Here is a 13344-nt window from a genome sequence, read left to right as displayed (position 1 = left end):
TTCCATGCCCGGACCGGTACGGACCCGCAAGGGGAGCCCACCGGCCAGGAGCCCCGGGACACCACCGGGCCGCCGGCTCCACACCGGCACTCGCGCCGGCCGCCGAACGGCCCCGTAGCGGACATCAGGCAGGCACCGGACCGGCGGCAGACCGGCACCATGACGAACACCTGACCGACGCACGGTCATTCCCCGCGAGCCCCCGAACGCGGCCCGCGCCCCCGCCACCCGCGTCCGCGCCCCTCCCGCAACTCCCGGCCCTCGCCGTCGGACAGGCCCTCCGCAGGCCGCCACAGGCCGACCGCCTGCCGCCCCACCTGCACAGATGCCGCGCTGCGGCCCGTAGGCAAGATCCCCGCAGGGGCGCGCGCACCGCACGCCGGGCGGTCCCCCCGCGGGGCACGCCGCGGGGGCACGCCCCCGGGGTGCGCGGCGGGCGTGCCGCTAACCGTCCTCGGGTTCCGGCGAGTTGCTGCCGGAGCGGAGCAGCAGCCTTCCGTCCGCCGAGGCGATCTCCGCGACCGCTGCATACGAGCCATGTCCGCGCACCGTCGGTTCGTGGGGCGTCTCGCACATGTCCGGATCATCGGTTGCGGCCATCTGGCAATTCACCTGCACGGTCCGCCCGGCCGGTCCCATGAGGGTCAGGACGCCCGTCAGGGGGGCGCCCGTGGCGTTGCGGTAGTAGGTCCGCGCCCAGGTGTCGTTCGTCTGTTCAAGGACGCAGGTCTGGGCCTCCACGCCCTCGGGCGCGGTGAGTTCGGGGCCGCAGCGGGCGGTGCCCCGGTCGCCGTCGTCCGGGCCGGCGCCGAGCAGGCCGTCGGAGGAGAGCCGGCTCCCCAGGAGGTCGTCGCCGGTGCCGGGCCCCTTGGCGCCGCCGTACGGGGCGTACGCACCGGAAGGGCCGCCCTCGCCGCGCGGGCCGGGGTGGTCACCGCGCCGGGCCTCGGTCCTGGAGCCGCCGCGTCCGGTGCCGTCGTCGCCGGCCGGGGCCTTGCCCGGTTCCGCGCGCCGCCCGGCGGGACCGGCCGAGGCGACCGCCAGCGGCAGCACGACGGCCAGGACCACCGTGCTCGCGAGCGCGATCATGCGGAAGTTCACCGCACGCCGCTGCCGGACCCACCCGGACACACTGGAGGCACTGGACGCACGGACCATCGGACCCACCTGCACTTCACCTGCGATGCGCCACGGAAGCGCGCACGCCTGCCAAAGGGGTCGGCGGCTCGCTCGCGCGGCGGGAACGGATTGATCGCGGGGACGGATTCGTGCGTTCGCGATCGGAACGCACGCACGCATGCCCCGCCGGGCCGTCGGCGGTCCTGTGACAGGCGCCCGATACGGCCTTGCCCCGAACATACGGGCACGACCGCGCTCTCAGCGCCCTCGCACGCCCGTTTCCTGCGGTTCTCGGAGCGGCTTGCACCCGTAAGAGTGAGAGCGCGGGCGTCTCCCGTCCGTACGCGCCCTCACGTCCACCTGCCGGAGCCGGCCGCTCCGTTCACCGCGCCGGCGGTTCAGTACGCCAGCTTGCTGCCGTCGCCACCAGGCGTGCCCGTGTTCGCGCTCTGCTCCACCAGGACGTCGACGACCGTCGCCACGTCGGGCAGCCAGGGCCGCGCCAGGCCGTCAACACGCCGCGTGGCACCCGGCCTTCCGCCGCGCCCGGCCACGGCCCCGGCGGGCCTGGGGGCACGTTCCCAGCGGACCCGGCCGGCGCCCGTGGGGGACGGCGGCAGCACGGCGTAGCCGCCCTCGCCGTGGAAGCGCAGCGAGCTCGGCACCCAGTCCTGACGGTGCAACAGCTCGCCGAGGACCTCGAGGGAGTACGGGGCCACCAGCAGCGACCAGCGGGTGGGGGTGGCCACCACCGGGCCCAGCCGCACGCCCGCGCGGTCGAAGGCCGCCAGCGCGCGGGCGCCGGCGACGGCGGGCAGGCTCACCGCGCAGGGCGCGCGGCCGCCGGTGGCGAGCACGACGGGGGCCTCGGGCCGGTTGGTCCACCACCAGCGCACCATCCGCGCGTCGGTGGTGGCGGCCAGCAGGCCGGGGTCGAAGGGGTGGGCGCCCGGCACCACGCACTCCGGGTCCGGGCAGCCGCATTCGCGCACGCGGCCGATGCCGGGCCGCAGGCCCACACCGGGGAGTACGGGCCACTGCCACTCCGTGGCGTAGGTCAGGGCCGCGGTGAGCACCGCGGACCGTCCGGCCCGCCGGAGGGAGAGCCTGCGTCGCCTTCCGAGGATCTCGCGCATGAGCGCTCGTTCCTTTCCGTGAACGCCGAAGGTGGGTCCTTGCCTGGGGGCAAGGGCCGTATCGCACAACTGAACACGCTGACATGAACCGCGGGCACCGCAGGGGTTGCGGGAGCCGCGGGCACCGCCTGGACTGCATGGAACGCGTAGCCCCTGGAAGCGCGAGGGCTACATGGCACTACGGGCACTGCTCGGCGCGGTACTCAACGCGCCGTGGCCCCTCGGGCCGGCACACCACGTGGATCACGAGTCACTGCGTAGACAAACGCAGCGCATCACGCCGCGGGCCGAGCGTGAAACCTGGCGGGGGGTGGCGCGCGCATGGCGCTTCGTGCTGAACCGGGTGCGCCCCTCGCCTGCGGCATGGGTTGCCCCACGCCGCTCGGGGATGGGCGTGGCCGTCGACCGATAAGACGCTCGGGTCCGCCGCCGGGTTGCGGGGCGGCCCCAACTGCCCCTGCCCTTCTCCGAGTACGTACCCACCGTGCTGGGTGTGACGCGCTGTTGGAGCGAAGCCAGTCGATCGTAAATCGGGGGCCAGGACACTATTTTCCGGCCAAACTTTACGGCTTCTTCCAGAGGCACGGAACCCCATCAGACACCACCAATCCCACTGGTCCAATGCTGGACATTCCCTTGCCCGGGCGTGTACATGTGGACCACCGGTAGCACGCAACACGATCAGGGGGTTTGCGATGCCGTTGCGCAGAACGCCCAGGCCAAGCAGCTGGTCGAGAGCGCTCGGCGGGCTGCCCCGGCCCGGCGGGCACCCAGGTCCCCGGGGCGGCCCCGCGGGGCCCGTCCGGAGCAGACGGCCATGACCGCGCCCCACCTGCCGAAAGTGGCCGGAATCGATCCCTCGGTGCCCGCTCCCGCCCACACTTCCGCCCCTACGGTTCCTCCTCCCCCTTCCGCCCCCGGCTCCTGCGCCACCGCCGACCCCCCGGTGCAGGACCGTCTCGCGGGCTGGGTCTCCGACCTGACCACGCTCCAGGAGCTGACCGAGCGTCTGACCCGGACCTCGGAGCTGGAAGGAGCCCTGCGCGAACTCCTGCGCGCCGGCGCCACGCTCATGGGGGCCGGGCGCGGCCTGGTCACCCTCCACCCCGACCACCACGGCGGACACCCGCTGACCGTGGGCCTGGGCCTGGGCCACGCCGACATCGGTCACATCGAGACCATCCCGCACGACCCCGCCTCCTCCCCCGGCCCGTACGTCCGCCTCCTCGACGACCTCCCGCCCGTGGGCGACCGCTCCGGCAGGGCCCACCCCGACATCCCGGGCGAGGACGACCTCGACCCCCGCCACCGCGAGGTCGCCGCCCGCCTCGGCTACGCCGCCAGCTACGCCCTCCCCCTGGAGTCGGCGGCCACCCCCGCCGGCGATGCCCCCTCCGCCGGCCGCGTCGGCGCGGCCGTCTGGCTCTACGACGAACCCGCCGAGCCCACCGAGCGCCAGCGCCACCTGGCCGGCCTCTACTGCGGCTACGCCGCCGAACACCTCATCCGGCTCCTCGAACTGACCCGCGCCCGCCGCACTCTGGGCGCCCTGCGCGAGGAGCTGCTGCCCAGCCGGCTGCCCCGGGTGCCCGGCATCCGGCTGGCCGTCCGGCACCGCACCGGACCGCAGGGCGGCGGCGACTGGTACGACGCGCTGCCCCTGCCGGAGGGGGCACTGGGCCTCGCGATCGGCGGCATCAGCGGCTCCGGGCCCGGGGCGACCGCCGCCACGGCACGGCTGAGGGCCTCCCTGCGCGCGTACGCCGTCATAGAGGGCGAGGACCCGGTCGCCGTCCTGTCCGACCTCGAACTGCTGCTCAGGCTGACCGAGCCGACCCGCACCGCGACGGCGCTCTTCGCCTACTGCGAGCCCGCCGGGCGCAAGGTGGTCGTCGCCGGCGCCGGGCACTGCTCGCCGCTGATCATCGGCGCGGGCCGCGCCGAGTACGTGGAGACCTCGCTCTCGGCGCCGCTGGGCATGCTCGCCTGCTGGGAGGCGCCCAGCGTGGAAATCGAACCGGAACCCGGAGAAACGCTCCTCTTCTACAGCGACGGACTGCTCAACCGCGCCGGCGACGCCATGGACCGGTCCTTCGCCCGGCTGCACTCGGCGGCGGCCAGCGTGCCGCGGTCCGCCCGGACGGACCCGGAGGCGATCGCGGACCACGTGCTGCGCGCGGTCCTGCCGGACGGCCCCGACGGGCCGGGCGACGAGGACGTCGTCCTGCTGGTGGCGCACTTCGACTGAGTGCGACCCCCGCCGCGCCCACCCTTCGATCGCCATCGGTCACAGCCTTCTCGACCGCATTCCTCCGCACATACGATGGAAAGCGGCCCCGTTCGAGGAGGAAAGCCAGTGACCGAGCAGCAGCCCGCGCCCGAGAACCCCGAAGGCGACGAGCCGATCAAGCAGCGGAAGAACGGCCTCTACCCCGCCGTCTCCGACGAGCTCGCCGAGAACATGAAGTCAGGATGGGCCGACACCGAGCTGCGTGATCTCCAGCCGATACCCCAGGCCGCCGAGACCGCGCGCCGCCGCGCCGAGCTGTCCGCCCGCTTCCCCGGCGAGCGCCTGGTGATCCCGGCGGGCAACCTCAGGACGCGCTCGAACGACACCGAGTACGCCTTCCGCGCCTCGACCGAGTACGTCTACCTCACCGGCGACCAGACCCAGGACGGCGTCCTGGTGCTCGAGCCCACGGGCCCGGAGGGCCACACGGCCACGCTCTACCTCCTGCCCCGCTCCAACCGCGAGAACGGCGAGTTCTGGCTCGACGGCCAGGGCGAGCTGTGGGTCGGCCGCCGGCACAGCCTGGCGGAGGCCGAGCTGCTGCTGGGCCTGCCCGCCAAGGACGTGCGCGAGCTGGCCGACGCCCTGCGCGAGGCCACCGGCCCCGTCCGGGCCGTCCGCGGCCACGACGCCGGCATCGAGGCGGCCCTGACCGACAACCCGGGCAGCGACGTCACCGCCGAGCGCGACGAGGAGCTGCGCGTCTTCATCAGCGAGCAGCGCCTGGTGAAGGACGCGTTCGAGATCGGCGAGCTGCAGAAGGCCGTCGATTCCACCGTCCGCGGCTTCGAGGACGTCGTGAAGGTCCTCGACAAGGCCGAGGCGACCAGCGAGCGCTACATCGAAGGAACGTTCTTCCTGCGCGCCCGCGTCGAGGGCAACGACATCGGCTACGGCTCCATCTGCGCCGCCGGCCCGCACGCCACCACCCTGCACTGGGTGCGCAACGACGGCCCGGTCCGCTCCGGCGAGCTGCTGCTGCTGGACGCGGGCGTGGAGACCCACACCCTCTACACCGCCGACGTCACGCGCACGCTGCCCATCAACGGCACGTACACCGAGCTGCAGCGCAAGATCTACGACGCGGTGTACGAGGCCCAGGAGGCCGGCATCGCGGCGGTCGTGCCGGGCGCGAAGTACCGCGACTTCCACGACGCCGCCCAGCGCGTCCTGGCCGAGAAGCTGGTCGAGTGGGGCCTGGTCGAGGGCCCGGTCGAGCGCGTCCTGGAGCTGGGCCTGCAGCGCCGCTGGACCCTGCACGGCACCGGGCACATGCTCGGCCTGGACGTCCACGACTGCGCGGTCGCCCGCACGGAGACCTACGTCGACGGCGTCCTGGAGCCCGGCATGGTGCTGACCGTGGAGCCCGGCCTGTACTTCCAGGCCGACGACACCACCGTGCCCGAGGAGTACCGCGGCATCGGCGTCCGCATCGAGGACGACATCCTCGTCACCGAGGACGGCAACCGGAACCTCTCCGCCGGCCTGCCGCGCACGTCGGCCGACGTCGAGGCCTGGATGGCGGCCCTGAAGGACACCCGGGGCTGATCACCACCGCGCCCGGCGACCCCGTGACCCGCACCCGCGGGGCACGGGGTCGCGCGCGTCGCGGGCCGCGCGGCGGGCGGGCGCCGACGGGCGCATGATGGGCGTAGAGGGCATTCGCATCGAGGGAGGTTCCCGGTCATGACCAAGTTCATGGACGTCCATCACGACATGCGGGGCGTCACCGAGAAGCAGCTCCAGGAGGCGCACCGGGCGGACCTGGCCGTCGAGCGCGAGGAGGGCGTCCACTTCGAGCGGGCCTGGGCGGACCCGTCGTCCGGCACCGTCTACTGCCTGTCCGAGGGCCCCTCCAAGGAAGCCGTCCAGCGCGTCCACACCCGGGCCGGCCACCCGGCCGACGAGATCCATCCGGTGCCCCTGACGGTCTCCTGACCGCCGGCGGGGCGCGGCGCGCGGGGCGCGGCCGGCGGGTCAGGACGCTCAGGACGCCTTGAGCAGGGCCGCCGCCGGCGGTGCGCCGTCGCGCCATTTGAGGATCTTGTCGAAGCTCACCACCGCGCCCTGCCGGCCCGGACGGTTGCGGACGCGCACGTGGTCGGTGAGCGAGGCGATCAGAAAGAGACCCCGGCCGTGTTCGTCGTGAACCGAGGCCGGGGTCCTTTCGCGCGTCGGACGGGCCGGCCTGCGGCCCGGTCGCGAGCGTCCGGTGAATCCGGGCCCGGAATCGGTGACCTCGATGCGACAGGTGTCCCCGTCGATGAGGGCGGTGACGCGATAACCGGTCGAGGCGTCACCGCCGTGCTCGACGGCGTTGGCGCACGCTTCGCTGAGGGCGACCGCGAGGTCGTAGGACGTCTCCGGGTCGACCCCGGCCGTCTCCATGGCACCGATCAGGAGCCGCCTGGCGAGCGGAACGCTCGCGGCCTCGCGCCGCAAGTGGAGTGACCACCAAATGCTCATGCTCAGCCTCCTGGCTGCGGCTCGACATACCGATACGTATAGCCGGGTGAGGCATGCGGTAAGCCTGCCGGGCCTGTGAGACCGCTCATTCGGCCGACGCGCCGTGTGGGTGAGGGCGTGTATGGGAGCGGGGTGACGGACCCGTCCGCGCGGGCCCCGGCGATCAAGCCCCTGCCGTAGGGATCCGGTAAGCGCGATGGGATGATGGCGCAGCCATGTCTGACCCCGTCGCGCGCGCCGGCGCCGATCTGCGACTGATCCGGGCCACGGTGTTCACCGCGGTCTGTGTTCTGCTGTCCGCGGGCGGGCACGTACTGGCGTCCTGCGCGAGCGTTCCGGTGTGGACGCTGGGCGCGGGCTTCGCGCTCGTCCTCGCGGCGGTCCTGCCGCTGGCCGGACGGGAGCGCTCGCTGCCGGGCATCGCGGCCTTCCTGGCCGTGGGACAGCTCGCGCTGCACACGCTCTTCGGGCTCGGGCAGCGCGGCGCCGGGACCTCCGGCCGGGCCGTCCCCTCCGAGGGCCACCTGGTCCACTTCGCGGGGCAGCTGATCTGCGACCAGCGCCCGATGTCGGCCACCGAGGCACGACGGGTCATCACCGACGCCGGACTGGACCCGGCCGTCCACCCCATGGGGCCGGCCGCGCCCGCGCCCGGCGGCGCTTCGGCCCCGTTCCCGCACGCCCTGCTGCCGTCGCTGCCGATGGTGCTCGGCCACCTGCTCGCCGCGCTCGCCCTCGGCTGGCTGCTGCGCCGCGGCGAGGCCGCGCTGTGGCGGCTGGTGCGGCTGTCGGCGCGGTCCGCGCGCGACGTCGTGGAGGCCACGCTCGTACGGGCGCTGGGCGCCGCCCTGGTGCTCGTGGGCCTGCGGGCGCCCGAGTCGCCCGCCGTGCCCCGGCGCCGCGCGGGCGCGGACGACGAGCGCCCGCTGCGGGCGCCGGCCCTGCGGCATTCCGTGATCAGGCGGGGCCCGCCGCGCTGCGTCCTCGCGGCCTGACGACGCGACGCACCACTGCCCGTACGGGGCGGGAGGGCGGTCGCGGCGACGCCGCACGCGCGCCACCCCCCTCTCGTTCCTTCCTGCCGTGGAGTGTTGTCCCCATGAACGCATCGCGTATCCGCACCGCCCGTACGTCCCTCGTCGCCGCCCTCGCCGCCGGTGGCGTGCTGCTGCTCGCCGGCCCGGCCTCCGCGCACGTCAGCGTGCAGCCCGGCACCGCCGAGAAGGGCGGCTACAGCACCATCAACATCAAGGTGCCCAACGAGAAGGACGACGCCTCGACGGTGAAGCTCGAGCTCAGCCTCGACCCCAAGCACCCGCTGGCCTCGGTGATGCCGCAGGCGGTGCCGGGCTGGGAGGTCAAGGTCGAGAAGACCAAGCTCGACAAGCCGCTGCAGATGCACGGCAAGACGATCGAGGAGGCCGTCAGCAAGGTCACCTGGACCGGCGGCAAGATCGAGCCGGGTCAGTTCCAGCAGTTCCCGCTGTCCGTCGGCCAGCTGCCGACCGACGCCGACGAGCTGGTCTTCAAGGCCCTGCAGACGTACTCCGACGACGACGTCGTCCGCTGGATCGACCCGTCCAAGCCCGGCGGCCACGAGGCCGAGCACCCGGCTCCGGTCCTCAAGCTCGTCGAGAAGGCCACGAAGCCGGGCGGGAAGGACGCCAAGGACGACAAGGGCGCCAAGGCCGAGGCGGCGTCCGCCACCTCCGAGAAGGCGGACGACTCCGAGGGTGGCTCCGACAACACCGCCCGCGTCCTGGGCGTCGCCGGCATCGTCGTGGGCGTGGGCGGCCTCGTCTTCGGCGTGCTCGCCGGCCGCCGTCGCGCCTCCGACTGACGTCCCGCCGACGCCGTTCACGTCCCGCTGACGCCGACGGCATCACGCTGACCTCTTCGGCACCCACTCCACCGCACGGCCACGTCCGGTCCGGCGGCGGCGCGTTCGTACGCGCCGCCGGGCCGGGCGGCACCGACCACCCCTGGAGAAGCACTCCATGCGCACCACGTTCGCGGGCGCGGCGATCGCCATAGCCGCCGTGCTCACCCTGACCGCCTGCGACGGCTCCGGCGATGCGGGCGACAAGCCCGCCGCCGACGTCTCCGCCGAGCCCAGGAAGGCCGGCGCGATCGTCCTCGACGCGCCCAAGGCCAAGCCCGACCTGGTCCTGACCGACACGTCGGAGAAGAAGTACGAGCTGGTCAAGGAGACCAAGGGCCACCCGGTCCTGCTCTACTTCGGCTACACCTACTGCCCCGACGTCTGCTCGACGGTCGTCTCCGACATCGCCGCCGCCGAGAAGAAGCTGTCCAAGGAGGACCGGGACAACCTGCGGGTCGTCTTCGTGACCACCGACCCCGAGCGCGACACCCCCAAGCGGATGCGCGAGTGGCTCGACGCGCAGGGCGGCCAGGACATCGTCGGCCTGACCGGCGACTTCGCCACCATCCAGGCGGCGGCCAAGCCGCTGGGCATCCTCGTCGAGCCGCCCAAGAAGGAGAAGGACGGCTCGGTGACCGTCAGCCACGGCGCCGAGGTCGTCGGCTTCTCGCCGAAGGACGACGGCGGCCACTGGATCTACACCGCCTCCACCACGTCCGAGCAGTACGCCAAGGATCTCCCGAAGATCGTCAAGGGGGAGAACCCGTGATGCGCAAGTCCACCGCCGCCACCGCCGCCGTCCTGCCGCTGCTGCTCGCCGGGGGCCTGCTGCTGGTCACCGGCTGCCAGTCGGAGAAGAACGCCCTGGCCTCCGACAAGCCCGAACTGTCCGTCAGCGGCGCCTACCTGCCCGAGCCCGCGATGGCCGACATGGCCGCCGCGTACCTCACCGTCACCAACGACGGCGGCAAGGCCGACCAGCTCACCAAGGTCACCAGCCCGCTCTCCCGCGACGTCACCCTGCACGCCACCGAGGGCTCGCAGATGAAGCACGCGGCGAAGCTGGAGGTGCCCGCCAAGGGGAAGCTGTCGCTCACCCGCGGCGGCACCCACCTGATGCTGGGCAAGCTCGACCACAAGCCCAAGAAGGGCGAGAAGGCCGAGTTCACCCTGCACTTCGCCACCTCGGCGCCGATCAGGATCCAGGTGCCGGTCGAAGACATGACCTTCCGTCCGAAGGACTGACATCGTGATGAGGACCCCGGCCGCCGCGCGGCGAACGGTGTCGTTCCTCGGCACCCTGCTCGCCGCGCTGCTGTGGACCGTCACCTCCGGCGCGGGCACCGCGTCGGCGCACGCCGCGCTCACCTCCACCGACCCCGCGAGCGGCTCGGTGGTGGCGAGCGCGCCCCGGCAGGTCAGGCTCACCTTCTCCGAAGGGGTGCTGCTCGGCGCCGACTCCGTGCGGGTCCTGGACCCCAAGGGCGAACGCGTCGACCAGGGAACGCCGGAGCACGTGGGCGGCAGGTCGGAGACGGCCGCCGTCGCGCTGCGCGCGGGGATCGCCGACGGCACGTACACCGTGGCGTGGCAGGCGGTCTCGGCGGACAGCCATCCGGTGGCCGGGGCCTTCACGTTCTCCATCGGGGCGCCCTCGGAGACGACGGTGACGGCGGGGTCGGCCGCCGGAGGCATCGACCCGGCCGTCGACGCCTTCTACGGCATCGGCCGGTTCGCCGCGTACGGGGGCTTCGTGCTGCTCGTCGGCGGCGCCGTCTTCGCGGGCGTGTGCCGCTCGTCGCGGACCGTGCAACGGGTCGCGGTGGGCGGCTGGGTCACGCTGTTCGTCTCGACGACCGTGCTGTTGCTGCTGCGGGGCGCGTACGCCGGCGGCAAGGGCATGGGGTCCGTGCCGGACCTGTCGCTGCTGGGCGACGCGCTGTCCAGCAAGCCCGGGGCGGCGCTGCTGTCCCGCCTGCTGCTGCTGAGCGCGGCGGCGGTGTTCCTGGCGGTGCTGTTCGGCAACCGCACCCGCGAGGACGGCAGGGCGGAGCCGGAGCGGCGGCGCGGCGCCGACTGGGGGCTGGGCGCCGGCGGCGCGCTCGTCGCGGCCGGGCTGGCGGCGACCTGGGCCCTGGCCGAGCACGCCTCCGCCGGCATCCAGCCGTGGCTGGCGATGCCGGTGGACATCGCCCACCTGCTGGCCGCCGCGGTCTGGCTGGGCGGACTCGCGGCCCTGCTGGCCACGCTGTGGTCCGGCGACATGGTCCGGCGGGCGGCGGTGGAGCGCTTCTCGCGGATGGCGTTCGTGTCGGTGTGCGTGCTGGCGGCCACCGGGCTCTACCAGACCTGGCGGCAGGCCGGCTTCTCGTGGAGCTCGCTGATGGGCACGGAGTACGGGCGCTGGCTGCTGGTGAAGGCGGGCCTGGTCGCCGTCCTGCTGGCCGTCGCCTTCCTCTCGCGGCGGTGGACCGGCCGGCTCGCGGACGTCGCGGCGACGAAGGCCGCGAAGAAGACCGCCGGGGTTCCGGCCGGCCGGGCCGGCGCGGGCGATCCCGTGCGCGCCGCCCAGCTCGCCCGGCAGCGGGCGGCGTTGGCGAAGGCCGCCGGGCGGCGGCAGCGCGACGCCGACGCGGGCCGCAGCGGCCTGCGGCGCTCGGTCCTCGCCGAGGCGGCCGTCGCCGTGGCCGTCCTGGCCGTCACCACCCTGCTCACCGGCACCCAGCCCGGCCGCGCCGAGGCGGAGCAGCGGCGGTCCGGGGCCCCGGCCTCACCGGCCGCCGGACCCGCCGAGGTGAGCATCGCCTACGACACCGGCGGGACGAACGGGCGCGGCACCGCCCGCGTCACCGTCGACCCGGCCCGTACGGGGGCCAACACCGTCGACGTCACTCTCCTGGACGCCTCGGGCCGCCCTGTGGACGTTCCTGAGCTGACACTGTCAATGACCGCGACTGAAAAACGCATCGGTCCGCTGCGGGCCGATCTCAAGCGTCAGTCCGCCGGTCATTGGCAGGCCACCGACTTCCGGCTGCCCATGGCCGACAGCTGGCAGCTGTCCCTGACCGTACGGACCTCGGACATCGACCAGGTCACCGAGATCGAGAACGTGAAGATCAATTGATGGCTGACAAGACTGACACCACGTCCGAACCGAAGCCCGGCGACGCCTCCAGGAACCGGGCGGCCGGCCCGACCCACGTCTCCCGCAGACGGCTGCTGGGCACCGCCGGCGCGGCCGGCGCCGCCGCGCTCGTCGCCGGCGGGGCGGCCGGCGCGGCCGGCGCCGAGGCCGTGCGCGAAGGCCCCGATCCGCTGTCCTCCGTCGGATCGGCGGCCGTGCCCTTCCACGGCCCCCACCAGTCCGGCATCCTCCAGCCCGCGCAGGCGCACGCCCACCTGGCCGCCTTCGACCTCATGCCCACGGCGGACCGCAAGGCCGCGGCGGCCCTGATGCGCCGCTGGTCGGACGCGACGGCGGACATGATGGACGGCCGCACGCCCCAGGGCGACGAACTGGGCGTCGCCCTGGACGCGGGACCGTCGTCCCTGACGATCACCTTCGGCTTCGGTCGCACGTTCTTCGACCGGACCGGCCTGGTGGCCAAGCGGCCCGACGCGCTCGCGCCGCTGCCCGCCTTCACCGCCGACGCCCTCGATCCCAAGCGCAGCGAGGGCGACCTGTGGGTGCAGATCGGCGCCGACGACACGCTGGTCGCCTTCCACGCCCTGCGGCTGCTGCAGAAGCTGGCGACGGGCACGGCCCGGATGCGCTGGCAGATGAACGGCTTCAACCGCACGCCGGGCGCCACCGAGCAGCCGATGACCGGCCGCAACCTCATGGGCCAGATCGACGGCACGAACAACCCCAAGCAGTCCGACGGCAACTTCAAGACCCGCATCTTCGTGCCGGAGGACCGCGCCGGCGCCGACGCGTGGATGGCGGGCGGCTCGTACGCCGTCGTCCGGCGCATCCGGATGCTGCTCGACAGCTGGGACAACCTCTCGCTGGACCGCCAGGAGAAGGTGATCGGCCGCCGGAAGTCCGACGGCTCGCCCCTGTCCGGGGGCACGGAGACCACCCGCGCGGACCTCAACAAGGTGGGCCCCGACGGCGCGCTGGCCATCGCGGGCGACGCGCACATCCGGGTGGCCTCCCCGGCGACCAACCGGGGGGCGGCGATGCTGCGCCGCGCCTTCAACTACCACGACGGCTTCCGCGACGACGGCGCCCCGGACGCGGGCCTGCTGTTCGTCGCCTGGCAGGCGGACCCGATGAAGGGCTTCACGCCGGTGCAGCGGAAGCTGGACCGGGGGGACGGCCTCTCGCGCTTCCTCCGCCACGAGTCCAGCGGCCTGTACGCGGTGCCCGGCGGGTGCGAGCGGGGGGAGTACGTGGGGCAGCGGTTGCTCGAGGGGTGAACCCCTTCGGGGGAAACGGCCTCACGCCG

The 13344-nt window shown here is 73.9% G+C and carries 12 protein-coding genes; 9 read left to right on the top strand and 3 right to left on the bottom strand.

All coding sequences use genetic code 11. The features are described from left to right. Positions 1-444: 444 nt before the first annotated feature. Positions 445-1089, bottom strand: coding sequence for a hypothetical protein (locus tag IE295_RS13010; protein ID WP_190063754.1), 645 nt, complete (start codon positions 1087-1089; stop codon positions 445-447). Between the two features lie 428 nt (positions 1090-1517). After that, a complete protein-coding gene (locus tag IE295_RS13005; RefSeq protein ID WP_190063753.1) occupies positions 1518-2255 on the bottom strand; it encodes a bifunctional DNA primase/polymerase in 738 nt (245 codons plus the stop codon). A gap of 817 nt (positions 2256-3072) precedes the next feature. Here IE295_RS13005 and IE295_RS13000 point away from each other — a divergent pair. The 3 genes from IE295_RS13000 (at position 3073) to IE295_RS12990 (ending at position 6483) form a co-directional block, all read left to right on the top strand. Further along, positions 3073-4503 (top strand): PP2C family protein-serine/threonine phosphatase, encoded by a 1431-nt coding sequence (locus IE295_RS13000; RefSeq protein WP_190063752.1) that lies wholly within the window; start codon positions 3073-3075, stop codon positions 4501-4503. 108 nt (positions 4504-4611) lie between these two features. Continuing rightward, positions 4612-6093, top strand: coding sequence for an aminopeptidase P family protein (locus IE295_RS12995; RefSeq protein WP_224322994.1), 1482 nt, complete (start codon positions 4612-4614; stop codon positions 6091-6093). Positions 6094-6231: 138 nt separating this feature from the next. After that, positions 6232-6483, top strand: coding sequence for an SCO4226 family nickel-binding protein (locus IE295_RS12990; protein ID WP_190063750.1), 252 nt, complete (start codon positions 6232-6234; stop codon positions 6481-6483). Between the two features lie 48 nt (positions 6484-6531). Here IE295_RS12990 and IE295_RS12985 read toward each other — a convergent pair whose 3' ends face one another. Next, on the bottom strand, positions 6532-7011 hold the full coding sequence (locus IE295_RS12985) for an ATP-binding protein (protein ID WP_190063749.1): 480 nt from the start codon (positions 7009-7011) through the stop codon (positions 6532-6534). Positions 7012-7226: 215 nt separating this feature from the next. Here IE295_RS12985 and IE295_RS12980 point away from each other — a divergent pair, with 215 nt between their 5' ends. The 6 genes from IE295_RS12980 (at position 7227) to efeB (ending at position 13315) form a co-directional block, all read left to right on the top strand. Further along, the gene (locus tag IE295_RS12980; protein ID WP_190063748.1) at positions 7227-8006 is read left to right on the top strand and encodes a hypothetical protein; all 780 of its coding nucleotides are present in this window, start codon (positions 7227-7229) and stop codon (positions 8004-8006) included. A 104-nt stretch (positions 8007-8110) separates the two neighbouring features. Further along, the gene (locus IE295_RS12975) at positions 8111-8851 is read left to right on the top strand and encodes a YcnI family copper-binding membrane protein (RefSeq protein ID WP_190063747.1); all 741 of its coding nucleotides are present in this window, start codon (positions 8111-8113) and stop codon (positions 8849-8851) included. Positions 8852-9008: 157 nt separating this feature from the next. Then, a complete protein-coding gene (locus IE295_RS12970) occupies positions 9009-9662 on the top strand; it encodes an SCO family protein (protein WP_190063746.1) in 654 nt (217 codons plus the stop codon). After that, the gene (locus IE295_RS12965; protein ID WP_190063745.1) at positions 9662-10138 is read left to right on the top strand and encodes a copper chaperone PCu(A)C; all 477 of its coding nucleotides are present in this window, start codon (positions 9662-9664) and stop codon (positions 10136-10138) included. Before IE295_RS12970 ends, IE295_RS12965 begins: the two co-directional genes overlap by 1 nt. Before the next feature lie 7 nt (positions 10139-10145). Beyond that, entirely contained in the window at positions 10146-12017 is a 1872-nt protein-coding gene (locus tag IE295_RS12960; protein ID WP_190063744.1) for a copper resistance CopC/CopD family protein, read from the top strand. Further along, complete coding sequence (efeB, locus tag IE295_RS12955; RefSeq protein WP_190063743.1) at positions 12017-13315, top strand: iron uptake transporter deferrochelatase/peroxidase subunit; 1299 nt, start codon at positions 12017-12019, stop codon at positions 13313-13315. Before IE295_RS12960 ends, efeB begins: the two co-directional genes overlap by 1 nt. The last annotated feature ends 29 nt before the right edge of the window (positions 13316-13344 follow it).

Origin of the sequence: Streptomyces griseocarneus, from assembly GCF_014655595.1 — a bacterium.
GTDB lineage: Bacteria > Actinomycetota > Actinomycetes > Streptomycetales > Streptomycetaceae > Streptomyces > Streptomyces griseocarneus.
Note: the sequence above shows the minus strand (reverse complement) of the source record. Positions and strands in the feature narration are given on the sequence as shown.